Source organism: Streptomyces flavovariabilis (assembly GCF_000725785.1).
GTDB lineage: Bacteria > Actinomycetota > Actinomycetes > Streptomycetales > Streptomycetaceae > Streptomyces > Streptomyces hawaiiensis.
Window position 1 is genome coordinate 71,649 of the sequence record NZ_JNXD01000006.1, and the last position, 26,853, is coordinate 98,501.

The 26,853-nt window shown below is 71.2% G+C and carries 21 protein-coding genes; 7 read left to right on the forward strand and 14 right to left on the reverse strand.

Annotated elements, in window-relative coordinates; genetic code table 11:
- Positions 1–96 precede the first annotated feature (96 nt).
- The 3 genes from IO24_RS0112550 to IO24_RS0112560 are packed head-to-tail and all read right to left on the reverse strand — an operon-like array spanning position 97 to position 2,695.
- Positions 97–1,299 (reverse strand): thiolase family protein, encoded by a 1,203-nt coding sequence (locus IO24_RS0112550; protein WP_031135040.1) that lies wholly within the window; start codon positions 1,297–1,299, stop codon positions 97–99.
- Positions 1,296–1,940: a CoA transferase subunit B gene (locus IO24_RS0112555; protein WP_031135041.1), complete on the reverse strand. Its 645-nt coding sequence runs from the start codon at positions 1,938–1,940 to the stop codon at positions 1,296–1,298. The genes IO24_RS0112550 and IO24_RS0112555 overlap by 4 nt, the downstream gene beginning before the upstream one ends.
- Entirely contained in the window at positions 1,940–2,695 is a 756-nt protein-coding gene (locus IO24_RS0112560; RefSeq protein ID WP_031135042.1) for a CoA transferase subunit A, read from the reverse strand. Before IO24_RS0112560 ends, IO24_RS0112555 begins: the two co-directional genes overlap by 1 nt.
- Before the next feature lie 206 nt (positions 2,696–2,901).
- Here IO24_RS0112560 and IO24_RS0112565 point away from each other — a divergent pair, with 206 nt between their 5' ends.
- A complete protein-coding gene (locus tag IO24_RS0112565) occupies positions 2,902–3,366 on the forward strand; it encodes a MarR family winged helix-turn-helix transcriptional regulator (protein ID WP_031135044.1) in 465 nt (154 codons plus the stop codon).
- 23 nt (positions 3,367–3,389) lie between these two features.
- On the opposite strand, the gene IO24_RS0112570 is transcribed toward IO24_RS0112565, so the two are convergent.
- Entirely contained in the window at positions 3,390–4,364 is a 975-nt protein-coding gene (locus IO24_RS0112570) for a DUF3048 domain-containing protein (RefSeq protein WP_031135046.1), read from the reverse strand.
- Between the two features lie 268 nt (positions 4,365–4,632).
- Here IO24_RS0112570 and IO24_RS0112575 point away from each other — a divergent pair, with 268 nt between their 5' ends.
- Positions 4,633–5,823: a zinc-dependent alcohol dehydrogenase gene (locus tag IO24_RS0112575; RefSeq protein WP_031135048.1), complete on the forward strand. Its 1,191-nt coding sequence runs from the start codon at positions 4,633–4,635 to the stop codon at positions 5,821–5,823.
- 2 nt (positions 5,824–5,825) lie between these two features.
- Here IO24_RS0112575 and IO24_RS0112580 read toward each other — a convergent pair whose 3' ends face one another.
- Positions 5,826–6,890, reverse strand: a complete 1,065-nt coding sequence (locus IO24_RS0112580; RefSeq protein ID WP_031135050.1) for an ATP-dependent DNA ligase — start codon at positions 6,888–6,890, stop codon at positions 5,826–5,828.
- Positions 6,891–6,964: 74 nt separating this feature from the next.
- Between IO24_RS0112580 and ligD the strand changes: the two genes are divergently transcribed.
- Positions 6,965–7,996, forward strand: coding sequence for a non-homologous end-joining DNA ligase (gene ligD / locus IO24_RS0112585; RefSeq protein ID WP_031135051.1), 1,032 nt, complete (start codon positions 6,965–6,967; stop codon positions 7,994–7,996).
- Here ligD and IO24_RS0112590 read toward each other — a convergent pair.
- Positions 7,983–10,127 (reverse strand): OmpL47-type beta-barrel domain-containing protein, encoded by a 2,145-nt coding sequence (locus IO24_RS0112590; RefSeq protein ID WP_234335208.1) that lies wholly within the window; start codon positions 10,125–10,127, stop codon positions 7,983–7,985. The two genes, ligD and IO24_RS0112590, sit on opposite strands and share 14 nt — an antisense overlap.
- A 44-nt stretch (positions 10,128–10,171) precedes the next feature.
- A complete protein-coding gene (locus tag IO24_RS0112595; protein ID WP_031135055.1) occupies positions 10,172–12,652 on the reverse strand; it encodes a ThuA domain-containing protein in 2,481 nt (826 codons plus the stop codon).
- A gap of 189 nt (positions 12,653–12,841) precedes the next feature.
- On the opposite strand from IO24_RS0112595, the gene IO24_RS0112600 reads away from it, so the two are divergent.
- Both IO24_RS0112600 and IO24_RS0112605 read left to right on the forward strand, forming a co-directional pair.
- Complete coding sequence (locus tag IO24_RS0112600) at positions 12,842–13,819, forward strand: multicopper oxidase domain-containing protein (RefSeq protein WP_031135057.1); 978 nt, start codon at positions 12,842–12,844, stop codon at positions 13,817–13,819.
- A gap of 93 nt (positions 13,820–13,912) precedes the next feature.
- The gene (locus tag IO24_RS0112605) at positions 13,913–14,950 is read left to right on the forward strand and encodes a LacI family DNA-binding transcriptional regulator (protein ID WP_031135058.1); all 1,038 of its coding nucleotides are present in this window, start codon (positions 13,913–13,915) and stop codon (positions 14,948–14,950) included.
- A 206-nt stretch (positions 14,951–15,156) separates the two neighbouring features.
- On the opposite strand, the gene IO24_RS0112610 is transcribed toward IO24_RS0112605, so the two are convergent.
- Positions 15,157–15,942: a VOC family protein gene (locus IO24_RS0112610; protein WP_031135059.1), complete on the reverse strand. Its 786-nt coding sequence runs from the start codon at positions 15,940–15,942 to the stop codon at positions 15,157–15,159.
- A 225-nt stretch (positions 15,943–16,167) separates the two neighbouring features.
- Here IO24_RS0112610 and IO24_RS0112615 point away from each other — a divergent pair, with 225 nt between their 5' ends.
- Complete coding sequence (locus tag IO24_RS0112615) at positions 16,168–16,413, forward strand: WhiB family transcriptional regulator (RefSeq protein WP_031135061.1); 246 nt, start codon at positions 16,168–16,170, stop codon at positions 16,411–16,413.
- 112 nt (positions 16,414–16,525) lie between these two features.
- Here the strand turns inward: IO24_RS0112615 and IO24_RS0112620 are convergent, their stop codons facing one another.
- The 5 genes from IO24_RS0112620 to IO24_RS0112640 form a co-directional block, all read right to left on the reverse strand.
- Entirely contained in the window at positions 16,526–17,503 is a 978-nt protein-coding gene (locus IO24_RS0112620) for an acyl-ACP desaturase (RefSeq protein ID WP_031135063.1), read from the reverse strand.
- A 190-nt stretch (positions 17,504–17,693) separates the two neighbouring features.
- Positions 17,694–18,470 (reverse strand): dimethylargininase, encoded by a 777-nt coding sequence (ddaH, locus tag IO24_RS0112625; protein WP_031135065.1) that lies wholly within the window; start codon positions 18,468–18,470, stop codon positions 17,694–17,696.
- Between the two features lie 257 nt (positions 18,471–18,727).
- Positions 18,728–21,112, reverse strand: a complete 2,385-nt coding sequence (locus tag IO24_RS0112630) for an Orn/Lys/Arg family decarboxylase (RefSeq protein ID WP_031135067.1) — start codon at positions 21,110–21,112, stop codon at positions 18,728–18,730.
- 137 nt (positions 21,113–21,249) lie between these two features.
- Positions 21,250–23,526 (reverse strand): ATP-binding cassette domain-containing protein, encoded by a 2,277-nt coding sequence (locus IO24_RS0112635; protein ID WP_031135069.1) that lies wholly within the window; start codon positions 23,524–23,526, stop codon positions 21,250–21,252.
- A gap of 10 nt (positions 23,527–23,536) precedes the next feature.
- Entirely contained in the window at positions 23,537–25,162 is a 1,626-nt protein-coding gene (locus IO24_RS0112640; RefSeq protein WP_031135071.1) for an ABC-F family ATP-binding cassette domain-containing protein, read from the reverse strand.
- A 303-nt stretch (positions 25,163–25,465) separates the two neighbouring features.
- On the opposite strand from IO24_RS0112640, the gene IO24_RS0112645 reads away from it, so the two are divergent.
- The gene (locus IO24_RS0112645) at positions 25,466–26,110 is read left to right on the forward strand and encodes a GOLPH3/VPS74 family protein (RefSeq protein ID WP_037667809.1); all 645 of its coding nucleotides are present in this window, start codon (positions 25,466–25,468) and stop codon (positions 26,108–26,110) included.
- Positions 26,111–26,376: 266 nt separating this feature from the next.
- Here IO24_RS0112645 and ssgD read toward each other — a convergent pair whose 3' ends face one another.
- On the reverse strand, positions 26,377–26,793 hold the full coding sequence (ssgD, locus tag IO24_RS0112650; protein ID WP_031135075.1) for a spore wall synthesis regulator SsgD: 417 nt from the start codon (positions 26,791–26,793) through the stop codon (positions 26,377–26,379).
- Positions 26,794–26,853 lie beyond the last annotated feature (60 nt).

Consider the following 26,853-nt stretch of genomic DNA (forward strand, 5'->3'; position numbering starts at 1 on the left):
TTCGTACCGTTCTCGTCGGCGGGGCGAGGAGCGCGCCGCTGAGGGGCGCGGGGAACTGCGCGACCGGCCACAGGCGGCCCGCAGCCGAAAGGAGGGCTACCGTTCGAGGACCAGGGCGAGGCCTTGGCCCACCCCGATACAAAGCGTCGCGACCCCTACGCCGCCGCCCCGCCGGGCGAGTTGATGGGCCACCGTCCCGGCCAGCCGGGCCCCGGACGCTCCCAGCGGGTGTCCCAGGGCGATCGCCCCGCCCTGCGGATTGAGGATCGCGGGATCGAACTCGGGCCACTCGGCCACACACCCCAGCACCTGCGCGGCGAACGCCTCGTTCAGCTCCAGCACGGACAGGTCGCCGAACCCCCGGCCCGCCTTGGCCAACGCCCGGTTGACCGCCTCCACGGGCGCCAGCCCGAAGTAGTGCGGGTCGGTCGCGCAGACGCCCGTCGCGCGGACGCGGGCGAGCGGTTCGCGGCCCGTCGCCTTCAGCCCCTCGTCGTCGACGAGCAGCAGCGCCGCCGCACCGTCGTTCAACGGGGACGCGTTGCCCGCCGTCACCGTGCCGCCCACCTCGCGGAACGACGGCTTCAGCTTGGCCATCGCCGCCAGGGAGGCGTCCGGCCGGACGCACTCGTCGGCGGCGAAGTCCACCGGCTCGCCCTTGCGCTGCGCAATCGCCACGGACACCAGCTCACCGTCGAACAGGCCCTCGGCCCGCGCCCGCGCGGCCTTCTCGTGGCTGCGCAGCGCGAACTCGTCCTGCTGCTCCCGGCCGATCTTGTGCTTGTCGGCGATGAGTTCGGCCGACTCGCCCAGCGGGATCGTCCACTGTGGCTCCATCCGCGGGTTGACCATCCGCCAGCCGAGCGTCGTCGAGTACAGCCCGGTGTGCCCGGCCGGGAAGGGCTTGTCGCTCTTCGGCAGCACGTACGGCGCCCGGGTCATGGACTCCACGCCCCCGGCCAGCGCGATGGACGCGTCGCCGAGCGCGATGGCCCGGGCCGCCTGGATCACGGCCTCCAGGCCGGACGCGCACAGCCGGTTGACCGTCACGCCCGGCACGGACGTGGGCAGACCCGCGAGCAGCGCGGCCATCCGGCCGACGTTGCGGTTCTCCTCACCGGCCCCGTTCGCGTTGCCGAAGTACACGTCCTCGACCCGGGCCGGGTCCAGCTGCGGCGTGCGGCCGAGGAGTTCGCGGACGGCATGCGCGGCCAGGTCGTCCGGGCGCACGCTCGCGAGGCCCCCGTTGTAGCGGCCGATCGGCGTGCGGACCGCGTCGACGATGTAGACGTCCTTCACTTCAGGCCCTCCGGCACGGTCAGTTCGGCGTCGGTCCTGGCGACGATCTCCCCGGCGGTCACACCCGGCGCGGTCTCGACCAGGACGAGCCCGTCGTCGGTGACGTCGAGGACGCCGAGGTCGGTGATGATCCGGTTCACACACCCCTTGCCGGTCAGCGGCAGGGCGCACTCGGTGAGGATCTTGGGCGAGCCGTCCTTGGCGGTGTGCGTCATGACGACCACGACCGTACGGGCGCCGTGCACCAGGTCCATCGCCCCGCCGATGCCGGTGATCAGCTTGCCGGGGACGGCCCAGTTCGCCAGGTCGCCCCGCTCGGACACCTGCATGGCACCGAGCACGGCGACGTCGATGTGCCCGCCCCGGATCATCGAGAAGGACAGCGCCGAGTCGAAGAAGGAGGCGCCCGGCAGAACCGTCACCGTCTCCTTCCCGGCGTTGATCAGGTCCGGGTCGACGGCGTCCTCGGTGGGGTAGGGGCCGGTGCCCAGGATGCCGTTCTCCGACTCCAGGACGACCTCGACGCCCTCGGGGAGGTAGTTCGGGATGAGGGTGGGCAGGCCGATGCCGAGGTTGACGTACTGCCCGTCCCGCAGCTCCCCGGCCGCCCGTGCGGCCATCTCCGCGCGCGTCCAGACCATCAGGACCTCACCGTCCGCTGCTCGATCTTCTTGTCCGCCGCCTGCTCCGGGGTGAGCGCGAGCACCCGCTGCACGAAGACGCCCGGCAGGTGAACGGCGTCCGGGTCGATCTCGCCGGGCTCCACGAGTTCCTCGACCTCGGCGATCGTGATCCGCCCGGCCATCGCGGAGAGGGGGTTGAAGTTCCGGGAGGACTTGTTGAAGACGAGGTTGCCGTGCCGGTCGCCGCGGGCGGCGCGGACCAGGGCGAAGTCGGTGCGGATGCCCCGCTCCAGCACGTACTCCGTGCCGTCGAACTCCCGGACCTCCTTCGGCGGCGAGGCGAGCGCGACCCCGCCCTCACCGTCGTAGCGCCAGGGCAGCCCGCCGTCGGCGACCTGTGTGCCGACGCCGGCCGGGGTGTAGAAGGCGGGGATCCCGGCGCCGCCCGCCCGCAGCCGCTCGGCCAGCGTGCCCTGCGGGATCAGCTCGACCTCCAGCTCCCCGGCCAGGTACTGCCGGGCGAACTCCTTGTTGGCGCCGATGTAGGAGCCCGTGACCCGGGCGATCCGGCCGGCGGCGAGCAGGACCGCCAGGCCCGACTCCATCGCCCCGCAATTGTTGGAGACCACCGACAGCCCGGCCACGCCGCGCTCGTACAGCGCCCCGATCAGCACGTTCGGCACACCGCTCAGCCCGAAACCGCCCACCGCGAGCGACGCGCCGTCCGGCACGTCGGCCACCGCCTCCAGGGCCGTGGCGACCACCTTGTCCATCCGAGAAGCCCCATCTCTTCCGAGCGACCCGACCAGATTAATCAGGGCACTGAGTATTTATGCGAGCTGTCTCTCACGCTGCCATCGGGACACCGGGGCGTCAAGACCTCGGAGAATACGCTTGCCGTCCTTTGCGCACGCAGCAGACAGCGTGCTGCTCCCTGAGTATTGTTCAGTGCACCGACGAAAACGACCGAGGGGTGCACATGGCGGCCGCGGACCTCACCACCCACCCCGGGCACCTGGCCCGGCGGCTCCAGCAGGCGCACTACCTGCTGTGGAACACGATGGTCTCCGAGGAGATCACCTCGCCACAGTTCGCGGTCCTCAACGCCCTCGTCGCCGAGCCCGGCCTGGACCAGCGCACGGTGGGGGAGCGGGTGGGGCTCGACCGGTCCACCATCGCCGAGGTGATCAGCCGGCTCAGCCGGCGCGGGCTGCTCGACAAGGTCCGCGACCCCCAGGACGGCCGCCGCTCCCTGCTGCGTCTCACGGACGAGGGGGTGCGCACGCATCGCAAGCTGACCGTGCGCACCGCCCGGATGAACCAGGTGTTCCTCGCCCCGCTGACCGCCGACGAGCGGACGGTGTTCTTCGATCTCATCCGGCGCGTCGCCGACGCTGCCGAGGGGCTCCGCAACCCCGAGGAACCCCTGGTGGCGCCCCGCTGACGGACGCTGCCCGGGCGGGCCGGTCAGGGCGTCCTGGCGAACACCACCCACACCTGGCCCTTCGCGAAGTTCACCGGCGTGCCGTCGCCGGTGGTGAACGAGGTGCCGTCCGCGGCCTTCTCCCGCTTCCAGTTCACGTCCCAGGCCCGTCCGTCGCGCAGCACCGTCGCCCTCCCCGAGCCGACCGTCTCGGTGTACGGCGTGTTGTTGCCGAGGAAGTCCCGGAAGGCGGACTCGCGCACCTTCACGTACTGCACGACGACCGTCGCGGCCGCCGTCCGCCCGCCGTCGGCCGTCGTCGCCGGCGAGCCGTCCATGCCGACCAGCCACCGGTCGCGGGAGTCCGACCAGGTGAAGGTGAAACGGGCCGCCGGGTAGCGCACCGTCCGGGAGTCCGTCGCCGTGCCGCCCGCGGGCGCCGGACCGTAGCGGAAACCGGTGGTCAGGGCGGCCTGCCCCGGGGCCTCGGGCGCGATCCGCTCGGGGCGCAGGTAGAGGTTGTGCGGGGCGGGCTTGCCCGAGTCGCGGAAGTAGGCGTCGGCGGCGCTGCCCGGCGTCTCCGCCCGGAGCGGCGCCTCGTCGATCAGCGGCAGGAGCTTGCTCTGCGCGCCGGAGAAGGCGAGCGTGGGCCGGTCGAACTGGCGCAGCAGTTCCAGATCCGACTCGCGGGCGCTGCGCACCGGCCCGACCGTCTTCGGCAGCCGGGTCGCGTACACCGCCATCAGCCGGCTCAGCCCGCCCTCGACCTGCTCGGCGTAGACCACGTCCGCGGCGTCGACGCCCGTGTGGGGACGGGCCGAGGCGGCGTTGTCGATCTTGACGGCGAGGGCGGAGGGCCCGGTCGTCGATTCCCCCTGCTTCGACTGCTTCGGTGCTCCCCGTCCGTCGTCGCCCGGCGCGCCCCCGCTCGTGCAGCCCGCCGCCAGGGCGGCTGCCACCGTGGCGGCCAGCAGCGCCATCGTCGTCGCGGCGCGTCGTCCGCGCGCTCCTCGTCCCATGCCCACCGTCGCCACCGCGCCTTATGTCATCGATCTGCCTTGATTGTGCGCTTATCTGAACATCAATGGCCATAGTCGATCGTTCTCGGCAGGGAAGTGTCTCCGTGGCGTCCGTCGATCGGCTCAGTCGATCAGCTCAGTTGATCAGCTCAGTCGATCAGCTCGGTCGTTCGGCTCAGGGGGCGGCTCAAGGTTCAGCGTGGAGCGCCCGGGTACTCGAGCCCCGCCGTACGACCGACGTGCACGCTGACGGAGGGAGCGCGAGGCGATGAGGGCAGTGACCTGGCAGGGCAAGCGGGACGTGCGCGTGGAGAACGTGCCCGATCCGACGATCCAGGAGCCGACGGACGCGGTCATCCGCATCACCTCCAGCGGGCTGTGCGGATCCGACCTGCACCTGTACGAAGTGCTCACCCCGTTCATGACCCCCGGCGACATCCTCGGCCATGAACCCATGGGCATCGTCGAGGAGGTCGGCGCCGGCGTCCCGGACCTCCAGGTGGGGGACCGGGTCGTGGTGCCGTTCCAGATCGCCTGCGGCAACTGCTGGATGTGCCTCACCGGCCTGCCCACCCAGTGCGAGACCACCCAGGTGCAGGGCGAGGGCATGGGCGCCGCCCTGTTCGGCTACACCCGCCTGTACGGAGCGGTGCCGGGCGCCCAGGCCGAGTACCTGCGGGTTCCGCAGGCGCAGTTCGGCCCGATCAAGGTCCCCGAGGGCCCGCCCGACGACCGTTTCGTCTACCTCTCCGACGTCCTGCCCACCGCCTGGCAGGCGGTCGCCTACGCCGACGTCCCGCAGGGCGGCAGCGTCGCCGTACTGGGCCTCGGCCCCATCGGCGACATGGCCTGCCGCGTCGCCCAGGTAAAGGGTGCCGGACGGGTGTTCGGCGTCGACCTGGTCCCGGAGCGGCTGCGCCGGGCGAAGGCGCGGGGCGTGGAGACCTTCGACCTGCGGTCCTTCGACGACGAGAAGGAGCTCGTCGAGGCGATCCGCGACCAGACCGACGGCCGCGGCCCCGACGCCGTGATCGACGCCGTCGGCACCGAGGCCCACGGCAGCGCGGCCGCGCGCATGGTGCAGAACGCCGCGGCGATCCTGCCCCGCAAGCTGGGCGGCCCCATCGCCGAGCGCTTCAGCGTCGACCGCCTCGCCGCGCTCTACACCGCCATCGACCTGGTGCGCCGCGGCGGCACCATCTCGCTGTCCGGTGTCTACGGCGGTATGGCCGACCCGCTGCCGCTGCTCACCCTGTTCGACAAGCAGATCCAGATGCGGATGGGCCAGGCCAACGTCCGCCGCTGGAGCGACGACATCATCCCGTACCTGACCGACGAGGACCCCCTCGGCGTGGACGACTTCGCCACCCACCGGGTGCCGCTGTCGGAGGCCCCGCACGCGTACGAGATGTTCCAGCGCAAGCAGGACGGCGCGGTCAAGGTCCTGATGCAGCCCTGAGCCTAGACGCCGAGGATCCCCGCCAGGTCGTAACGGACCGGCTCCTCCAGCTGGGCGTACGTGCAGCTCTCGGGAGTGCGGTCCGGGCGCCAGCGGCGGAAACGGGCAGTGTGCCGGAAGCGCTGCCCGTTCTCCATGTGGTCGTACGCCACCTCGGCCACCCGGTCCGGGCTGAGCGGCACCCACGACAGGTCCTTGCGGCCCGACCAGCGGCTCGGTGCCCCCGGCAGCCGGGCCTTCTCGTGCGCGGCCTCCTCGGCCCAGGCCGCCCACGGATGCCCCGTCACGTCGTCCAGGCGCAGCGGCTCCAGCTCCTCCACGAGTTCGGCTCGCCGCTTCATCGTGAAGGCGGCGGACACGCCCACGTGCTGGAGGGTTCCCCCGTCGTCGTACAGGCCGAGCAGCAGCGAGCCCACGACCGGGCCGCTCTTGTGCAGGCGGTACCCGGCGACCACGACGTCCGCCGTCCGCTCGTGCTTGATCTTGAACATGGCGCGTTCGTCCGGCCGGTAGCGCACGCTCAGCGGCTTGGCGATGACCCCGTCGAGACCGGCCCCCTCGTACTCCTCGAACCACTGCCGCGCCACCTCGATGTCGGTGGTAGCCGGGGCCAGATGCACCGGCGCCCGCACCCCGGACAACTTCCCGGCCAGCCGCTCCCGCCGCTCGGTCAGCGGGACGTCCATCAGCGACTCGTCGCCCAGCGCCAGCAGATCGAACACGACGAGCGAGGCCGGCGTCCGCTCGGCCAGCGTCCGCACCCGCGAGTCCGCCGGGTGGATCCGCTCCGTCAGCGCGTCGAAGTCCAGATGCCCCTCCCGCGCGATCACGATCTCCCCGTCCACCACGCACCGCTCCGGCAACCGCTCCCGCACGGCCGTCACCAGCTCGGGAAAGTACCTGGTCAAGGGCTTGCCGGTACGGCTGCCCAGCTCGACCTCGTCCCCGTCGCGGAACACGATCGCCCGGAACCCGTCCCACTTCGCCTCGTACTGCATGCCCGACGGGATCACCGCCACGGACTTGGCGAGCATCGGCAGGACAGGGGGCATCACCGGCAGATCCATGGATCGATTCTGCGCCGATGTGCCAGCAGGTGCCCGATGTGCGAGGTATGCGGGCTACGCCTACCGTGGCGGGCATGGGTGACGCGGTGGAACTGGAGGTGGGCGGCCGGACCGTGCGGCTGTCCAGTCCGGACAAGATGTTCTTCCCGGAGCGCGGCTTCACCAAGCTGGACCTCGCCCGCTACTACATCGCCGTCGGCCCCGGCATCCTGCGCGCCCTGCGCGACCGGCCGACCACCCTCGAGCGGTACCCCGAGGGCGTCACCGGCGAGAACTTCTTCCAGAAGCGGGCGCCGAAGAACATGCCCGACTGGATCCCGACCGCGCACATCACCTTCCCCAGCGGTCGCAGCGCCGACGAGATGTGCCCCACCGAGGTCGGTGCCGTGGTGTGGGCCGCCCAGTTCGGCACCCTCACCTTCCACCCCTGGCCGGTGCGCCGCGACGACGTCGACCACCCGGACGAACTCCGCATCGACCTCGACCCGCAGCCCGGCACCGACTACGACGACGCCGCCCGCGCCGCCCACGAACTCAGGGCGGTGCTCGACGAGTTCGGCGGACTGCGGGGCTTTCCCAAGACGTCGGGCGGCCGGGGTCTGCACGTCTTCGTGCCCATCGAACCGCGCTGGACCTTCACCCAGGTCCGGCGCGCCGCCATCGCCGTCGGCCGGGAGATGGAACGGCGGATGCCCGAGCACCTGACCATCAAGTGGTGGAAGGAGGAGCGGGGCGAGCGCATCTTCATCGACTACAACCAGACGGCCCGCGACCGCACCATCGCCTCCGCCTACTCCGTGCGCCCCCGCCCGCACGCCCCCGTCTCCGCGCCCCTGCGCTGGGACGAGGTGGGGGTCGCGCACCCCCAGGACTTCGACCTCGCGACCATGCCCGCGCGCTTCGCCGAACTCGGCGACGTGCACGCGGACATGGACGAGAAGCGCTACTCCCTGGAAGCACTGCTCGACCTCGCCCGCCGTGACGAGCACGACCACGGACTGGGCGACCTGCCGTACCCGCCCGAGTATCCGAAGATGCCGGGGGAACCCAGACGGGTACAGCCGAGCAGGGCCCGCAGGGAGAAGGAGCCGCCTACAGCTCCTTGATCCGGATGTCGCGGTACGAGACCACATCCGTCGTGCCGTGCACCTGGAGCCCGACGTAGCCGGAGGCGAACCGCCGCCCGTCCGTGCCGGGGTCGTCCGAGCGGGGCGGGCTGAACTCCTGGCCGCCGGTGTTGTCGAACTCGTTGATCAGCACACCGTTGCGGAACACCGAGTAGTGCTGGCCCTCCACACGGATCTCGTAGTCGTTCCAGGTGCCCTTCTGCGTCACCCCCGCTCCGGCGAGACCGACCCGGTCGAAGCCGTAGACCGACCCGGTCTTGTACATGTCGCCGTCGGGCCGGTCGAGCACCTGCACCTCGTGCCCGTACTTGATGGCGACCCACTCCGGCCGGGACTCCTCCGGGTGGTCGTGGACCCACGGAAAGCGCACGAACACACCGGAGTTGGCGTTGCCCGTGCCCGGGGCGTCGTCACGCCACTGGAGCTTCAGTGAGAAGTCGCCGTACTTGCGCTGCGGAAACCACAGCATGCCCATGCCGGGCGTCGTGGTGCTGGAGGTGATCGTCCCGTCGGGGTTCAGCCCGAACGAACCGCCGCCGACCTGCTGCCACTTGGCGAGGGACTCCGCGGTGCCGTCGAAGAGCGCACGGTAGCCGTCGGTCTGCCCCGGCTTGCCGATGCCCGACTCACGGGCCGCCTTCCGGATCGCCCTGGACTCCCGCTGGTCGATGACCCCTTCCTTCACCAGGGCGTCGAGAACGGACGTCACGTGCTTGAGGAACAGCGCCTGGGACGTCCACTCCTTCTCGTCCTCGATCAGCTCGCCGATCCGGCACCGGTTGTCCGTGACCCGGTTGCGCACCCCGGAGTCGACCTCGCCGACGATCACCGTCAGCCGTTCGTCGTACTCGGGGCAGTCCGGTGCCGGGACCTGCCCGGAGACGACCGTGAAGGTCACCGTGCGGGCCGCCGCGGTGTTGCCCGCCTTGTCCGTCGCCCGGTATGCCACGGTGTGCGCACCCGCCCGGTCCACCACCACCGGCGCCGTGTAGGCCAGGTACGGTCCGCCGTCGAGCGAGTACTCGATCTTCTCGACGCCCGAGCCGTGCGCGTCCGTCGCCGTGACCGTCACCCGGGCGCTGTTGACGTACGCCCCGGCGGAGTTCCTCGTGCCCTCCACGGTCACGCCCGTCACCGGCGGGTTGGTGTCCTGCGGCGGCGCCGCGACGACCGTGAACTGCACGCTCTTCTCCGCCGCCACGTTGCCGGCCTTGTCGGTGGCGCGGTAGCGGACGGTGTGCGCGCCCACCTGGTGCACCATCACGGGCGCGGTGTACGGCTGCCAGGCGCCGGAGCCGATGGCGTACTCGATCGTGTTGACCCCGGAGCCCGTGTCGGAGGCCGAGACGGTGACCGTCGCCATGTCGATGTACGCCCCGTCCGCGTCGCGTTCACCGCTCACCGCCGCCGAGGTCTCCGGCGCGGTGGTGTCGTCCGACTGGGGCGCCACGACCGTGAACTCGGCGCTCTTCTCGGCGGAGACGTTCCCCGCTTTGTCGAACGCGCGATAGCGGACCTTGTGACCGCCGACCTGGTCGACGACGACCGGCGCGGTGTACGGCTGCCAGGCACCCGCGTCGCCGATCGCGTACTCGATCCTCTCGACGCCGGAGCCGCCCTCGTCGGTGGCGTGCAGCGCCACGCTCGCCGAACCGACGTACTGGCCCTGCGTGTTCTGCGTGCCGCTCACGTGCGCCGACGCCTCGGGCGCCGTGGTGTCCTCGCCGGTCCCCTCGGTCACCGTCAGGATGCCCTGCATCTGGCCGTGGCCCGGGATCGTGCAGTGGTAGAAGTACCGGCCGGGCGTGAGCGTGACCTGGGCGGTGTGCTTGCCGCCCTGGGCGTCGTTCGGATTGGCCAGGATGTTGAGCTGCACGTCGCTGTTGAACTCGGGATCACTGGTCACGAATGTCAGCGTGTGCGGCATGCCCGTGGTGTTGCCGGTGGCCTCGCTGTTCTCGAAGACGATCGTGGCCGTGCCGGCGACCGCGGTCTTCGGCGCGGAGAGGTACGTGTCGATGTCGTTGCCCGCCGTCCAGGTGAGCACCTGGTCGGCGGCCTCCTTGTCGGGCTGCCCGGCGGCGGGCAGCGCCTGCACGCCGAGCATCATCAGCAGGGCGGCCAGCAGGGCGGCCCAGATTCTTCGTTGCCGGATCACTCGCTCCCCCTCGCCAGCTGACCGGCGGCCGGGGTCGGTCCGCCGCCCTTGTAGGTGACCCGCCACAGGGCCGACTTGGAGTCCGAGGTGAAGAAGCCGCGCCCGTAGTCGAGGACGTACAGCGCGCCGTCCGGACCGAACTTCCAGTCCATGAGGTTCTTGATGCCGTCGTTGCCGACCGGCACGATCTTCTTCAGCGACTCCGAGTGCACCGGCAGACCGCCGTCGCCTTGCGTCTTCGGGTCCATGAGCACCGCGTTGCGCGGCTGGTCGGCGTCGTAGAAGTCACCGACGAACCACTTGCCGTCCCAGTAGGCCGGCCACTTGACGGTGCTGTCGGCCGCGGTCGTGCCGTACCGGTAGACCGGCCCGTTCATCGCGGCCTGCCCGCCGCCCTTCAGCCAGGGCAACCGGTACGTGGCCTCCGCCGGCTTGTACGACGGGACACCGTTCGCGTCCCGCGGGTAGTCCGGGCCGCCGCCCGACGGCGAGTACCAGATGTTGTTGCCGGTCACCGGCGGCAGATTGACCAGGCCGTCGTTGTTCGGCGACTCGTTCTTCGGGCGGTCGCAGTCGTACCAGCCCAGCGGCTTGGACGGATCCGGCAGATTGCGGTCCCGGTAGGGCTGCTTGTTGCCCATGCAGTACGGCCAGCCGCGGTTGCCCGCCTTCGTGATGGCGGCGAACGTGTCGTACTTGGCCGGGCCCCAGGTCGTCGACGGCGCGCTCGCGTCCGGGCCGACCCAGCCCGCGTAGAGCACGTCGGTCGACTTGTCGACGGAGATGCGCGCCGGGTTGCGGACGCCCATCACATAGATCTCGCCGCGCGTCTTGCCGCCGCCCTCGTCGGTCTCCTTCCCGGTGAACAGATTGCCCTCGGGGAGGGTGTATGTGCCGTCCGGCTCCGGGTGGATGCGCAGGATCTTGCCGTTCAGGTTGTTGGTGTTGCCCGCGGTGCGGCGTGCGTCCGCGAAGGAGACGCCCTTGTAGTTCGGCTGCGGGTTGTTGCCCGAGTAGCCGTCGCTGAAGCCGCTGGAGTTGTTGTCACCCGTGGCGATGTACAGGTTGCCCTTGGAGTCCCAGGCCATCCCGCCACCCGCGTGACAGCAACTGTGGATCTGCACCGGCCACTTGAGGAGGACCTTCTCACTGGCGAGGTCCAGCTTGTTCGTGGCCCGGTCGAGCGTGAACCGGGAGACCCGCCGCTCGGCCATCCGCGTCTCACGGTTGATCCGCTCGTGCGGCGTGTAGTGCAGGTACACCCAGCCGTTCTGCGCGAACCCCGGGTCCAGTTCGATGCCGAGCAGCCCCTCCTCGACCTTGACCAGTTCGTCGCCGCCGCCCTTGTTGCCGAAGACGGTGAGCGCACCGGCCAGGGTGACCTGCTTGGTCTTCGGGTCGTAGACGTGGATCTCGCCCTTGCCCTTGCCGATGCCGGGGTTGTTCCAGTCCGTGATCACGGGCTGTGAGGAGTCGGCGCCGCCCCGGCCGATGTAGAAGACCCGGCCGTCGGGCGCGGTGACCATCCCGTGCGGCTCGCCGATCTGGTCGTTCTGCCCGGGCTGGTTGGGCTTGGTCAGCCGCTCCGCCGCGTAGTGGGCGTTGATGGTCGCCTTGCAGTCGGCCTGCTCCAGCCGGGTCGTCCACATCAGCGCACCGCGCAGATGATCGCGGAAGTCGGACTCGTCGTACGACGACACCGTGCCGCCCATGCCCGTGTAGAAGGAACGGCCGCCGTCATAGTCACGGCACCAACTGACGGGATGGTCCCAGCCGTTGGCGCCCGTGCCCGGCTGATAGGTCGACTCGCGCACGCGGGCCACCGTATGCACGTCGCCCGAGGGGTTCTTCACCCAGTTCAGCCACTGGTCCGGGCGCTTCCACTGCACCGGCAGATTCTTGGTGGCGGGATGCCCGCGGTCGCCGACCTCGACGGTGGCCCGCTGCACGGCCGTGGGGCTCGACGCGGCCGGACGGGCACCCACCAGTCCGGTGAACCAGTCCGAGTACGGCTCCGCGCGCGCCGCGTCATGAATGCCGACGAACCCGCCGCCGGCCTCCATATAGGCCTCCAGGCCCGCCTCCTGCTCCGCGTCGAGGACATCGCCCCCGCCGGTCAGGAACACGATCGCGTTGAAGCGGCCGAGTCTCGTCTCGTCGGTGAACACCGAGGCGTCGCCGGTGGCCTGCACCTTGAAACGGCGGTTCGACGGGCCCGACAGGCCGATGTCCTCGATGGCCTCGATCCCGGCGTTCACCACCGGCGACTCCTCCCCGGCCGCCGCGGACCCGTGGAAGATCAGCACCCGTACATTCGCGCCGCCGGGCGGCGACTTGATCGACATCGTTGTCGGCGTGGGTTCGGGATAAGGGCGCGCGGTCGCGGCGGGGCCCGACAGCAGCCCCGCCGTCACGACCCCGGCGGCGACGGACGCCGCCCAGACGCGTCTTCTCGTGCTCAACCCTCGTAAGTGCATGGGCACCTCCTCGGTCACAGCAACACCGCCAAGGAAGCTAAACCCCTTTGCTTGTCGCGCCAATACCTATGACCGGGATGGCACCAACTTTGTCTTGAGTGTGGATAAACGGGAGGGCGACCGGTACCGTCGCACAGGTTCATCACAGGTACGCCTCCGTAAAAGCCTTACCAGGGTGGGGAGTTCCGCATGGACAGACGCAGCTTCAACCGGCGGGTCCTGCTGGGCGGCGCGGCCGTCGCGACATCGTTGTCCGTGGCGCCGGAGGCCGTGAGCGCGGCCGGACCGGCGAAGACGGCACCCGCCGGAGGCGAGGTGAAGCGCATCAAGCTGTACGCCGAGAAGCTCCCCGACGGACAGATGGGCTACGGCCTGGAGAAGGGCAAGGCGAGCATCCCGGGCCCGCTGATCGAACTCAATGAGGGCGACACGCTCCACGTCGAGTTCGAGAACACCATGGATGTGGCGGTGAGCCTGCACGTCCACGGCCTGGACTACGAGATCACCAGCGACGGCACGAAACTGAACCGCAGTCATGTCGAGCCGGGCGGCACCCGCACCTACACCTGGCGCACCCACGCCCCCGGCCGCCGCAAGGACGGCACCTGGCGCTCGGGCAGCGCGGGCTACTGGCATTACCACGACCACGTCGTCGGCACCGAGCACGGTACGCAGGGTCTGCAGAAGGGCCTCTTCGGCCCGGTCATCGTCCGCCGCAAAGGCGACGTCCTGCCGGACCGGACGCACACGGTCGTCTTCAACGACATGCGCATCAACAACAAGCCGCCGCACTCCGGGCCGAACTTCGAGGCCACGGTGGGGGATCGCGTCGAGTTCGTCGTGATCACGCACGGCGAGTTCTACCACACGTTCCACATGCACGGTCATCGCTGGGCGGACAACCGCACCGGCATGCTGACCGGCCCCGAGGACCCCAGCCAGGTCATCGACAACAAGATCACGGGGCCCGCCGACTCCTTCGGCTTCCAGGTGATCGCGGGGGAGGGGGTCGGCGCCGGCGCGTGGATGTACCACTGCCACGTCCAGAGCCACTCCGACATGGGGATGGTCGGACTGTTCCTGGTGAAGAAGCCGGACGGGACCATTCCGGGGTACGAGCCGCACGAGCACGGGCAGGAGCCGCCGGGCGACGGCCACGAGCACTGACGGGCGGCCGCTCCCCGAAGCAGGCGAGAGCGCTCTCACCGCGCCGCGGCCCAGGGCTATCCTGATCCGCAGCCGCAGGTGAGGAGCCCCGAAGTGACCGACACAGCGCCGCGTCCCACCCTGGAGGCCGTGGCCGCCCGGGCCGGTGTCTCGCGGGCCACCGTGTCCCGCGTGGTCAACGGCGGGGACGGGGTGCGGGACATCCTCGTGGAGCGGGTCCGCAAGGCCGTGGACGAGCTCGGATACGTGCCCAACCAGGCCGCCCGGTCCCTGGTGACCCGGCGGCACGACGCGGTCGCGGTCGTCGTCGCCGAACCGGAGACCCGGGTCTTCGCCGACCCGTTCTTCGCGCTCCAGCTGCGCGGCATCAGCAAGGAGCTCACCGCCCACGACAACCAGCTCGTGCTGCTGCTCACAGAGGGCCGGGACGACCACGCCCGGGTCGGCCGGTACCTCGCCGGCGGCCATGTCGACGGCGCCCTCGTCTTCTCCCTGCACCTCGACGACCCGCTGCCGGAACTGATCCAGCGGGCCGGAATTCCCACCGTCTTCGGCGGGCGGCCCGGCTGGAGCGGAGAGAGGCGCGCGGTGGTCTACGTCGACAGCGACAACCGCGGCGGCGCCCGCGACGCCGTCCGCCACCTGGCCGGCCTCGGCCGCACCCGGATCGCGCACATCACCGGCGCCCTCGACCAGACCTCCGCCGCGGACCGCCTCGACGGCTACCGGGACGTCATGGTGGACGCCGATCCGCGGCTGATCGCCGAGGCCGACTTCACGCCGGCCGGCGGCGAGCGGGCGATGCGCGAGCTCCTCGACCGCTGCCCGGACGTGGACGCGGTGTTCGCCGCCAACGACCTCATGGCCTCCGGTGCGCTGCGCGTCCTGCGCGACTCCGGCCGCCGGGTCCCCGGCGACGTGGCCGTGATCGGCTTCGACGACATGCGGCCCGTCGCGGAACAGACCGACCCGCCGCTCACCACGGTCCGCCAGGACATCGAGGAGATGGGCCGCCTGATGGCCCGCCTGCTGCTGCGCGGCCTCGACCGGGACGCTCCGCGTGAGGGCGTCGGGGCGACACCGTCCAGCGTGGTGCTCCCGACGACGCTGGTACGACGCGGCTCCGCCTAGCGGTGCTGCGTCACATCAGGTGATCTTGCCTGATGGCCGGCAGGGAAAGGGGCGTCGTCGCGCGGAGGGCCGCGCGGTGTCCGGTGTGGGCTCTCGGCCTGCCGCCCGCAAGCCCACCTGCTGGATGGGCCCGCGGGCGGTGCGGCGAGCGGGCGTGCCGGGCGTCGCGCGGCAGGCGCCGCCTCCGTAACAGGCCGCGGCCGGTCTCAGCCCGGCTGCGGCTCGCTGCGGATCACCGCGAAGCGGGCGCCGTGCGGATCGGCGAGTTTGGCCAGGCGGCCGACGGACGGGACGTCCATGGCGGGGAGGCGGACCGCGCCGCCCAGCTCCTCGGCTCTGGCGACGGTGGCGTCCGTGTCGGCGACCTCGAAGTACGGCAGCCAGTACGCCTCCTCCTCACCCGGATCGTCGGCCAGCGGGACGACACCGCCGAACATGGCGTCCTCGCTCTCCCCGGCGGGGTTGAACGTCGTGTACGTGCCGCCGGCGAAGTCGGCGCCGAAGGTCTCCAGGCCGAGCACGGAGTGGTAGAAGGCCGCCGCGGCCGGGACGTCCGCCGTGTACAGCTCGACCCAGCACAGCGAGCCGGGCTCCTGGACCACCTCCAGGCCCTTGTTGCGGCCCGGCTGCCACAGGCCGAAGGGCACCCCGGCCTGGTCGGCGAGGATCGCCATCCGGCCCAGGTCCTGGACGTCCATCGGCTGCACCGCCACCGAGCCGCGCGCCTGCTCGGCCGCCCGCCCCGTGGCGTCCGCGTCCGGCGTCCGGAAGTACACCGTCCAGGACGGCGGGCCCTGCTCCGGCGTGGTCTGCATCCCCCCGGCGGCCGTCCTGCCGCCGAGCTGGAACAGGCCGTACCCTCCGACCTCCGGGCCGCCCGGCTGGAACCGCCAGTCGAACAGCCCGCCGTAGAAGGCGGCGGCGGTGTCGATGTCGGGGGTGCCGAGATCGATCCAGTTCGGAGCGCCGGTGACATAACGGGTGGTGAGCATCGTCGCCCTCCTCGCACAGGGGCCCGTCGTCTGCTCTGCCGAGTCTCGCACCGCCCGGAGACAACCGCCGCCGGAGCACCGCCGGGGCGTGGTCTCCGGTGGTTCCGCGCGCCGCCGTGCACCGGCCGCGCCGGCGGGCGACCATCGAAGCGGCCGGAGGCCTGTGAACGCGGTGTTGATCTCGCGTTGATCGAACGTTTTTCGCCGCCCGCGACGCTTCCGGTCATGCACATCGACACGATCACCTCGCCCGAACTCGACTGGCAGCACGAGGCGTTGTGCGCGCAGACGGGTGCGGACTTCTTCTTCCCCGAGCCGGGCAGTTCGGTACGGGAGGCGAAGCGGATCTGCGGCATGTGCCCGATCCGCGCGGCCTGCCTCGAATACGCGCTGGACAACGACGAGCGCTTCGGTGTCTGGGGCGGTCTCTCGGAGAAGGAGCGGCTGGACCTGCGGCGGGTGTCGCGGTAGCCGCCACCGGGGGAGCGGGGCCTCCCTTCGGGGGGATACCCGCTGCCGGTACGGCACGAGGCCCCGGCCGCTCGTGGCGGGCGGGGCCTCGTGGCCGTGTGTACGAGTCGTGTCAGGCGCCGGCCCGGGCCGCCATGCGGGCCTTGCGGGCGGCCAGCTTCTCGTCGAACTTCGACGCCTCGGAGTCCAGCCCGCCCAGGAACAGAGCCAGCTCCTCCTGCGCCTTGCGGCCCTCGGGGCCCAGGCCGTCGATCTCCAGGATCTTCAGGAAGCGCAGCACGGGCTGGAGCACGTCGTCGTGGTGGATGCGCATGTTGTAGATCTCGCCGATCGCCATCTGCGCGGCGGCCCGCTCGAAGCCGGGCATGCCGTGGCCGGGCATCCGGAAGTTCACGATGACGTCGCGCACCGCCATCATCGTCAGGTCGGGCGCCAGCTCGAAGGCAGCCTTCAGCAGGTTCCGGTAGAAGACCATGTGCAGGTTCTCGTCGGTGGCGATGCGCGCCAGCATGCGGTCGCAGACGGGGTCCCCGGACTGGTGGCCGGTGTTGCGGTGCGAGACGCGGGTCGCGAGCTCCTGGAAGGCCACGTAGGCGACCGAGTGCAGCATCGAGTGCCGGTTGTCCGACTCGAAGCCCTCGCTCATGTGGGACATCCGGAACTCTTCGAGCTTGTCCGGGTCCACCGCGCGCGAGGCGAGCAGGTAGTCGCGCATCACGATGCCGTGCCGGCCCTCCTCCGCGGTCCAGCGGTGCACCCAGGTGCCCCAGGCGCCGTCACGGCCGAACAGCGAGGCGATCTCATGGTGGTAGCTGGGCAGGTTGTCCTCGGTCAGAAGGTTGACGACGAGCGCGATGCGGCCGATCTCGGTGACCTTGGACTGCTCCTTCTCCCAGGCCTCGCCGTCCTCGAAGAGACCGGGGAAGTTGCGCCCGTCGCTCCACGGCACGTACTCGTGCGGCATCCAGTCCTTGGCGACCGTCAGATGCCGGTTGAGTTCTTTCTCGACCACTTCCTCCAGGGCGTACAGCAGCTGAGCGTCGGTCCAGGCGCCGGCCGGGCTGCCGAGGTGGGGAGTGGTGATCGTCATGGACTCTCCAGGGGGACAAGCGTATGAGCGGTGTGCGGTAAACCTACGTAATCGTAGGCTACGTATCCGTAGGTTACGATGCCGTAGGTTAAGGGTGTCGTAAAGACCGCTGATCAGCAGGGTCGCTCGCCCGCGCGTCAGCGCGCCGGTCCCGCAGGTCGGGAGGCCTGACCGGGACCTGCGCCTCCGGTCAGGCGTACAGCTCCCGCAGCCGCACCGAGAGGCACGTCACACATCCCTCGAGCTTCTCGAACTCGCTGATGTCCACGACGACCGGTTCGTACCCGAGGTCGGCGAACAGCTCGGCGGTCTTCGGTGCGCTCGCCGCCATCAGCAGCTTGGCGCCGCCGAGCAGGACCACGTGCGACCCGGACTCCTCCGGGACCGGCAGGAAGCGCGCGAACAGCGAGGGCGTGTCCATCTTGGGGATGTGTCCGATGACCGTACCGTCGGGCAGCGCCGTGACCGCCGACTTCAGGTGCAGCACCTTGCTCACCGGGGCGGAGACGACCCGCGCGCCGAGCGGCTCGAACGCGGCACGCAGCTGCTGGACGCCGGCGGCGTTGGTGCGGCCGCCCCGGCCCACGTAGACGGTGTCGCCGATCTTCAGGACGTCTCCGCCGTCCAGCGTGCCCGGCTCCCAGATCCAGTTCACCGAGCAGCCCAGGCCGGCCACGGCCTCCTCGACCCCGGCGGTCTCCGCACGCCGGGATTCGGCGCCGGGGCGGGCGATCAGCGCGACGTTCCGGTACATCACCACCGTGTCCTCGACGAACACCGAGTCGGGGCAGTCGTCGGCGGGGTCCACCTCGATGGTCTCCCAGCCGTGTGTGCGCAGGGCCTCCACGTAGGCCTCCCACTGCTCGACGGCGAGGTCGGCGTCGGCTTTCTCCCGCTCGATGTGCGTCACGAGCCCTTCGGCGAGACGCGGGCTGGGGCGGCGGACGAGGGCCTTCTTGCTGGGCACGAGCGTGACTCCGTATCGGATGGGACGTGTCTGGACCGCACCGACAGGACCCTCCGGGATCGACCGGAACCCATCGGGTGTCGGCCGACCATCATGCAGGGCGAACGGGGGAGAGGACAGCCCTGGGGAGCGTCTGAGGGGCGGAGAGGCCGAGGGGCTCCGCGGCCGCCGGACGAGGAACAGCCGAGAGGACGGCCCAATCGCCCAGCCGTCAGCCGCCGGCCGTCCCTCGTCCCACTCGCGCCGCCCCCTGCGACTCAGCCCACCTTTCCGGCATCCTCCAGGCCCCGCCGTTGCGCCGGCGTCACCGCGCCGGCGGCTGCCTCCTGCTCGTCCGGACGCAGGCACTCGATCAGGTAGTCACCCGTGTCGGGGTCACGGGTCACCCCGTGGGTCTCGCTGCCGAAGCCGGGGAAGCGGCGGTCGAAGGACTCCAGGGCACCGAGGTAGCGCAGGAGGGCGCCGTCCGCCGCTCCCGTGCTCTCGCCCGGCATGAGGACCGGGATGCCGGGCGGCGTCACCGTGACCATCGCCGCGGCGACCCGGCCCGGCGCCTCCGACAGGCGGACCCGTTCCGTGCCGCCGCGGATCAGGCGCTGGTAGCACAGCTGGGGCGGGGCGACAGGCTCGGGCAGGTGCTGGAAGGCCGCGTCGAGGAGTTCGACCAGGCGGGCTTCCCGCAGATGGTCGTGCATCTCCTGGCACAGCTCGCGCAGCGTCAGCCCGGCGTAGCGCCGCGGGTGCTCCCCGACCAGCGCGGGCAGCACCCTGTCGAGCGGGGCGTCACCGTCGTAGAGGTCCTTGAAGTCCATCAGGGCGTCCAGCAGCGTGCCCCACTTGCCCTTCGTGATGCCCATGGAGAACAGCACCAGCGTGGTGTAACTGTCGGTCTTCTCCACGACGATGCCGCGCGTCGTCAGATAGGCGGTGAGAACCCGCGCCGGGATGCCCCGGTCGGACATCACCCCCGTCGCGTCGAGCCCCGGGCAGGTCAGCGTGACCTTGATCGGGTCGAGCATGCAGTACCCGTCGGTCAGCCCGGGGAAGCCGTGCCAGTCCGCGTCGGGCGCGAGGTGCCAGCAGGACGGCTCGCTCCGCAGCAGATCCGCCGGCGCCTCGTCGAAGGGCATACGTTCCCCGCTCGCGGGGTCGGTCACCTCGTCCGGCTGCCACACCCCGAAGAACCACGGCGGCCGGTCACCCGCCGCCTCGATGCGCCGCCCGATCCGCACCATCTCCTGGCGGAACCGGATCGCCTCGGTCACCGCCTCGTCGATCAGCCACTGCCCCTGCGGGCCGTCCATCATCGCCGTCGCCACGTCCAGCGAGGCGATCATCGGGTACAGCGGCGACGTCGTGCCGTGCATCATCAGCGCCTCGTTGAACCGGTCGTGCTCCACCGGCGCCCGCGGCGCGGGCCGGACGTGCACCATGGCACCCTGCGACAGCGCCGCCAGCAGTTTGTGCGTGGACTGGGTCGCGAAGACAGTCGGCCGGTCGGGGCCGGGGAAGACCTTCTCGTCCACCGACATGCCGTAGCGCCCGGCGTAGAGCGGATGGAAGCGGGCGTACGCGAACCACGCCTCGTCGAAGTGCAGCCGGGGTGTGCCGGCGGCGAACGCCCGGGCCGCCGCCACCGCGTCGTAACACAGCCCGTCGTACGTGGAGTTGGTGAACACCGCGTACTGGGCACGGGACGACACGGCGCCCGCCGTCAGCGGGCTCGCCGCGATCCGCGCCGCCACCGACTCCGCCGCGATCTCGGCCGGCGGCAAGGGACCGGCGAGGCCGTATCCGTTGCGGGTGGGGACCAGGTACACCGGCCGTGCGCCGGAGACGACCAGGCCGTGCAGGACCGACTTGTGGCAGTTGCGGTCCACCAGGGCGATCTCGTCGCGGGTCACGCTGAAGTGGCCGACCAGGCGGTTGCAGGTGGAGTCGCCGTGCAGGACGAAGTACGTGTGCGCGGAGCCGAAGACCCGCGCGGCGTTGCGCTCCGCCTCGCCGATCGGCCCGGTGTGCTCGAACAGCGAGCCGAGCTCCTCCACCGAGATCGACAGGTCGCTGCGCAGCAGCCGCTCCCCGAAGTACTCGTGGAACGCCCGGCCCACGGGCGACTTGAGGAAGGCGACACCCCCGGAGTGCGCGGGCGTGTGCCACGAGTACTCGTGCGCGTCGTCGAAGCGCCGCAGGGCCTTGAAGAACGGCGGGAGCAGCGCGTCCTGGTAGGCGCGTGCGGCGGTGGTGATCCGGCCGGCGATGAACGCCGGTGTGTCCTCCAGCGGCCACACATAGCCCACGACCGACTGTGACACCCACAGCGGCAGCTCACGCAGCCCCTCGTCCGCCATGACGAGGAACACCGGCAGGTTCTGGAACCGGCGCCCGATCCGGCGCAGCACCGTCGCCCCGCCCGGTCCGTCCCCGTCCCCGGCTGCGGGCGGAAGGTCCCAGGCGACCACCGCGGCGGCCAGCCCGGCCTCGGTCCTGAGCACCGCCTCGGCGTCGGTGACGCTCACCACCCACCGCACCTGTAAGCCGCGCGCCCGGATCCCCTCGGCGATGCGCGTCAACTGCCCCGCGGTGGCGCCCCCGTCCTCCGGATGCTCCGTCACCGCCACCAGAACCGTGCCGTCGGCCATGCCGCTCCCCTCCCCGGTGGCCCGCGCCACCCCCCTCCAGTGTTCGCGGGCCCCGCACGCGTGATCGGCCGGCGGCGGGCCAAACCACCCCTTCGGTTCAATGGGCGGACCACGCTTTGACGTCGGCATGCCCGGGCTCACGGGCCTTGCCGCACCGCCCGCCGCAGATGCTCCCCGGTGAACGACCCCTTCGCCTCCAGGAGCTGTCGAGGCGTCCCCTCGAAGACGATCTCGCCGCCGTCCCGGCCGCCGTCCGGGCCGAGGTCGATCACCCAGTCGGCCCGGGCGATCACCTCCAGGTTGTGCTCGACGACGACGACCGTGTTGCCCGTGTCGACCAGCCGGTCCAGCAGGGCGATCAGCCCCTCTACGTCCGCCATGTGCAGACCGGTCGTCGGCTCGTCCAGCACGTAGACCGCGCCCGTCCGGTGCAGCCGGGTGGCCAGCTTGATGCGCTGCCGCTCACCGCCGGAGAGCGTGGACAAGGGCTGGCCGAGCGTCAGATAGGTCAGTCCGACGTCCCGCAGGGCGCGCAGCCGGCGCCGTACGCCCGTGTCGTCGAAGAAGCCGAGTGCCTGCTCGGCCGTCATCTCCAGCACGTCCGCGATGGAACTGCCCCGCACGGTCAGCCGCAGCACCTCCTCCTTGAAGCGCCGCCCCTCGCAGTCGTGGCAGGTCGTCGTCACCGGGTCCATGAAGGCGAGGTCGGTGTAGATGATGCCCCGGCCCTCGCAGGTGCCGCAGGCGCCGCTGGAGTTGAAGCTGAAGAAGCCCGCCTCGGCTCCCGTCCCGCGGGCGAAGATCTTCCGGACCGTGTCCATGATCCCCAGGTACGTCGCCGGGGTGGAGCGGCCCGAGATGCCGATCGACGACTGGTCGACGACCACGGCTTCGTCGTGCGCGGCGGTGAACGCCCCGACCAGGGTGCTCTTGCCGGACCCGGCCACCCCGGTCACCGCCGTGAGCACACCGGCCGGGAACCGCACGGTCACGTCCCGCAGGTTGTGCCGGTCCGCGCCCTTGACCCACAGCTCACCGCTGGGCCGGCGCACCTCGCCCTTGACCGCCGAACGGGTGCGCAGGCAGCGCCCGGTGAGCGTGCCGGACGCGGCCAGCTCCTGCGGCGTCCCCTCGAACACCACCGTGCCGCCCCCGGCACCGGCACCCGGCCCCATGTCGACGACGTGGTCGGCCAGCGCGATGACGTCCGGGTCGTGCTCGACGACCAGCACCGTGTTGCCCTTGTCGCGCAGCCGCAGCAGCAGGTCGCCGAGGCGGCCCACGTCCCGCGGGTGCAGGCCGACGCTCGGCTCGTCGAAGACGTACGTCATGCCGGTCAGGCTGGAGCCGAGGTGCCGCACCGTCTTCAGCCGCTGCCCCTCCCCGCCGCTGAGCGTGGCCGTCTCCCGGTCGAGGCTGAGATAGCCGAGGCCGATCGCCTCGATGCGCTCCAGCGCGGCGACGGCGGCCGAGGCGACCGGCGAGGCCACCGGGTCGTCGATCTCCTTCAGTACGGCGATCAGGTCGGTGACCTGCATGCGGGTGCAGTCGGCGATCGACCGGCCGTTGATCCGGGTCGCGAGCGCCGCCGCGTTCAGACGTGCTCCACGGCAGTCCGGGCAGGTGCCCTCGACCGTGAACTCCCGGACCAGGTCGCGGGTCTTCCGGCTCATGGCCGACAGGTCCCGCTTCAGGTACAGCCGCTCGAAGCGGACGGCCAGCCCCTCGTACCCGGTGGTCCAGGTGCCGCCGCTGCCCTTGACGGTGACCTTGCTGCCGGGCCGTCCGCGCATCAGGAACTCCCGCTCGGCGGCGGTGAACCGCCCCACCGGCTTGTGCGGGTCCAGGTCGGCGCTGTTCGTGTACGCCTGCCCCTGCCAGGTCCCGGCGGCGAACGGCGGGAAGCGGACCGCCCCGTCCGCGAGGGAGCGGTCCGGATCCAGGATGCGGTCCCAGTCGGGCCGAACCGTCCGGCCGAGGCCGTCGCACCCGGGGCACATGCCCGACGGGTCGTTGAACGAGTAGGCCGTCGCCGGTCCGGCGCTCGGTGTGCCGTGCCGGGAGAACAGCACCCGGATCACCGAATAGACGTCGGTCATGGTGCCGACCGTCGACCGGGAGTGGCCGCCGACCTGCCGCTGGTCGACGACGATGGCGGGCGTGAGGTGCTCCAGGCCGTCCGCGTGCGGCCGCTCGAACTTGGGCAGCCGGTTGCGGACGAACCAGGGATACGTCTCGTTCAGCTGGCGCTGCGACTCCACCGCGATCGTGTCGAAGACGACGGACGACTTCCCCGACCCCGAAACGCCGGTGAACACGGTCAGCCGGCCTTTCGGGATGCGCAGGGTGACGTCCTTGAGGTTGTTCTCGCGTGCTCCGGTCAGAGTGATGGCATCGTGCGTGAAGTCGGTCATGCCACCGACGCTAGAAGGAAAACCCGACAGCCTCTGGCGTGATTTCCTTCAGTTCTCCTTCCTCCAGCAGCAGCCAGCGCGTGATGCCGACCGACTCCAGGAACGGCAGGTCGTGACTGGCCACGACCAGCGCTCCCTCGTACGACTCCAGGGCCGTGGTGAGCTGCCGGACGCTCGCCATGTCGAGGTTGTTGGTCGGCTCGTCCAGCATGAGCAGCTGCGGCGCGGGCTCGGCCAGCATCAGCGCGGCCAGCGCGGCCCGGAAGCGTTCGCCGCCGGACAGCGTCGCCGCCTTCTGGTCGGCGCGGGCGCCCCGGAACAGGAAGCGCGCCAGCCGCGCCCGGACCCGGTTGTTGGTGGCGCCCGGCGCGAACCGGGCCACGTTCTCGGCGACGGAAAGCTCCCCGTCGAGGACGTCGAGCCGCTGCGGCAGGAACCGCAGCGGGACATGCGCCCGCACCTCGCCCGACTCCGGGGCGAGCTCGCCGGTGATCGTCCGCAGCAGCGTGGTCTTGCCCGCGCCGTTGCGCCCGATCAACGCGACCCGCTCGGGACCGCGCAGGTCGAAGCCGCCCTCCACCCGGGCGCCGTACCGGAGCCCGAGATCCTGGAGGGTGAGCACGGTCCGCCCGGGCGGGACGGCCGTGTACGGCAGGTCGACGCGGATCTCGTCGTCGTCCCGTACGGCCTCCACCGCCTCGTCGAGCCGCTCCTTGGCCTCGGCGAGCTTCTCCTCGTGCATGATGCGGTGCTTGCCCGCGGACTCCTGCGCCGCGCGCTTGCGCGCACCCATGACGATCTTCGGTTCGCGCTTCTGGTCCCACATCTTCTGCCCGTACCGCTTGCGGCGGGCCAGCTTGACCTGCGCGTCGGCCAGTTCGCGCTTCTGCTTGCGGAAGTCGGACTCGGCGACGCGCACCATGCGCTCGGCCGCCTCCTGCTCGGTCTCCAGGGCCTCCTCGTAGTCGGAGTAGTTGCCGCCGTACCAGGTGATCCCACCGGAGCGCAGGTCGGCGATCTGGTCGACGAGGTCCAGCAGTTCACGGTCGTGGCTGACGACGACCATCACGCCCGGCCAGGACTGGACGGCCGTGTACAGCCGCCTGCGGGCGTACAGGTCGAGGTTGTTGGTCGGCTCGTCCAGCAGCAGCACGTCGGGACGGCGCAGCAGCAGGGCGGCAAGCCGCAGCAGGACGGATTCGCCGCCGGACACCTCGCCGACGGTGCGGTCCAGCTCGACGTGTCCGAGTCCGAGTTCGCCGAGGGTGGCGAGGGCGCGCTCCTCCACGTCCCAGTCGTCGCCGACGGTCTCGAAGTGCGCCTCGCAGACGTCGCCGGCCTCGATGGCGTGCAGGGCGGCGCGCTGTCCGGCGATGCCCAGGGCCTCGTCGACCCGCAGGGTGGTGTCGAGCGTGACGTTCTGCGGGAGGTAGCCGACCTCGCCGGCCACGCGGACGGTGCCGTCAGCCGGTGCGAGCTCACCGGCGATCAGCTTCAACAGAGTTGATTTTCCGGACCCGTTGACACCGACCAGGCCGGTCCGGCCGGGGCCGAACGCGACGTCCATTCCCTCGAAGACGGGACTGCCGTCGGGCCAGGTGAACGCAAGGGACGTAACGGTGATGGAAGTAGACATGGGGCCTCACTCGCGGTTGCACGAAGCGGTCAGGGGCAAACGCGTGTCGAGACACCTGCGACCAGGGGGAGGCTCCATGGGCACGTCACGGACGTGAAAAAACCCTGCACCAGGAGGACGGCTCGAACGCCGAGGTCGCACGCAGCGCACACCGGACGGGTGTGACGCGGTGTCTCAGGACCTCAGACGAGCAACGTCCTTCTCCAATCGGCGGCAACAGGGACGCTTCACACCGTACGAAGGCGCTCTGAGCCTGTCAACGGATTAACGTGCAACTCGATCTTCCCGCCTTGAGGAGGCCCCGTGCCCAACGGCCCGCTCTCGCTGCCGGCCCGGCTCTGCCTGCTGGCCTGGGACGCCGCGCGACCGGCGGCCGGCGGTACCGCCCACCGGCCCGGCCCGGTGCGGGCCGGTGCCCTCGTCGAGCTGGCCCGGCGCGGCCTGCTCACCGACGAGGACGGCATCGCCACACCGGTCGACCTGGATGCTAGCTCGGGTGACGCGGTCCTCGACGGGCTGCTCGAACTCGTCCGCGAGTCGTGCCCGCACCCGTGGCGGACCTGGGTGACGCTGCGGTCGCGGGTGACCTTCGACGCGGTGCGGGAGCAGCTGGTGGCCGAGGGGTATCTGCGGGCGGAGAAGAGACGGGTCCTCGGCGTGTTCCCGTCCGTGGAGTACGCGGTGGAGCGTGGAGCTGTCGTGGAGGCGCTGCGGGAGGAGACACGGCAGGTCCTCCGCGGGCCGCTGCCGGTCGCCGAGATCTCCGAGCGGGACGCGGCGGTCGCCGTCCTCGCCGCCGCGGCCGGCCTCCTCGGCGACAGCACTCCCGGACAGCGCGCCGCGGAACTGACCGAACGGGCCGGAGCGGCGACGCCCGGGCTGGACACCATCGTGCGCGAGGTGACCAGGGCGGTGACCGCGGGAACCGCGGTGGCGACCTCTCCATGACACCGGCCGTGTGGGCTCCGTCGACCGGTGCGGCCTCGGCCGGCCACCCTGTCGGATTCCTGGCGGCTGAGCGTCACGGCAGGCCCCGGCGCACCCCCGGTCGCCGAGCCGGCCGCCCTGGGCGTCGCGGATTTCAGCGGCGGCCCGGGCCGCCCACGCTCTGGTCCGCCGGGCCGCCCGGGAGCTGCTGGGCCGGGGGACCTACGGGGCGCCGGACGCGCTCGGCCACGGCGAGGTCAACGCCCACCTGGTGCGGTCCCGTCGGCTCAGCACGCGTCTCGCATCAGCTCGGCGAGACCGTGGTCCAGATCCAGCTGCAGGTGCTCCAGCCCGACCGGCACGAGTTCGCTCGTGGCCTCGAGGAACCGGCGGATCTCGCTCGAGCGGACGTGGACCACTGCGGTGCCCTCGGGCGCGTGGAACTCCAGTACGGTGCGGTCGTAGCCGTAGGGCCGCACGCGCACGTCGCCGTGCCCCTCGGCGTTCTTCTGGCCCGCGGCGAGCAGCTCGCGGGAGAAGGTCCAGCAGACCTCGACGCCCTCCAGCGTGGCCGGGGCGGGGAAGGTCATGCGGACGGCGAAAGGATCACGCCGGTCGTAGTGCAGCGTCGCGGGAATGCTCGGCATACGCGGCGCGGCGGCGACGAGGCGGGCCTCCACAGGCTGCTCGATGACGATGGACAACGCCTTGCTCCCTTGTGACGGCTGGACGGACACGTCCGGGCGGATGAGGCCGGGCATGGG

Excerpts from the sequence above, each read along its gene's own strand:
- IO24_RS0112595 (WP_031135055.1), bottom strand. The coding sequence starts at position 12,652 with ATGCACTTACGAGGGTTGAGCACGAGAAGACGCGTCTGGGCGGCGTCC.
- IO24_RS0112600 (WP_031135057.1), top strand. The coding sequence starts at position 12,842 with ATGGACAGACGCAGCTTCAACCGGCGGGTCCTGCTGGGCGGCGCGGCC.
- ligD (WP_031135051.1), top strand. The coding sequence starts at position 6,965 with ATGGGTGACGCGGTGGAACTGGAGGTGGGCGGCCGGACCGTGCGGCTG.
- IO24_RS0112630 (WP_031135067.1), bottom strand. The coding sequence starts at position 21,112 with ATGGCCGACGGCACGGTTCTGGTGGCGGTGACGGAGCATCCGGAGGAC.
- IO24_RS0112580 (WP_031135050.1), bottom strand. The coding sequence starts at position 6,890 with ATGGATCTGCCGGTGATGCCCCCTGTCCTGCCGATGCTCGCCAAGTCC.
- IO24_RS0112640 (WP_031135071.1), bottom strand. The coding sequence starts at position 25,162 with ATGTCTACTTCCATCACCGTTACGTCCCTTGCGTTCACCTGGCCCGAC.
- IO24_RS0112590 (WP_234335208.1), bottom strand. The coding sequence starts at position 10,127 with ATGATGCTCGGCGTGCAGGCGCTGCCCGCCGCCGGGCAGCCCGACAAG.
- IO24_RS0112560 (WP_031135042.1), bottom strand. The coding sequence starts at position 2,695 with ATGGACAAGGTGGTCGCCACGGCCCTGGAGGCGGTGGCCGACGTGCCG.
- IO24_RS0112610 (WP_031135059.1), bottom strand. The coding sequence starts at position 15,942 with ATGCTCACCACCCGTTATGTCACCGGCGCTCCGAACTGGATCGATCTC.
- IO24_RS0112620 (WP_031135063.1), bottom strand. The coding sequence starts at position 17,503 with ATGACGATCACCACTCCCCACCTCGGCAGCCCGGCCGGCGCCTGGACC.
- IO24_RS0112635 (WP_031135069.1), bottom strand. The coding sequence starts at position 23,526 with ATGACCGACTTCACGCACGATGCCATCACTCTGACCGGAGCACGCGAG.
- IO24_RS0112555 (WP_031135041.1), bottom strand. The coding sequence starts at position 1,940 with ATGGTCTGGACGCGCGCGGAGATGGCCGCACGGGCGGCCGGGGAGCTG.
- IO24_RS0112565 (WP_031135044.1), top strand. The coding sequence starts at position 2,902 with ATGGCGGCCGCGGACCTCACCACCCACCCCGGGCACCTGGCCCGGCGG.
- IO24_RS0112615 (WP_031135061.1), top strand. The coding sequence starts at position 16,168 with ATGCACATCGACACGATCACCTCGCCCGAACTCGACTGGCAGCACGAG.
- IO24_RS0112570 (WP_031135046.1), bottom strand. The coding sequence starts at position 4,364 with ATGGGACGAGGAGCGCGCGGACGACGCGCCGCGACGACGATGGCGCTG.
- IO24_RS0112575 (WP_031135048.1), top strand. The coding sequence starts at position 4,633 with ATGAGGGCAGTGACCTGGCAGGGCAAGCGGGACGTGCGCGTGGAGAAC.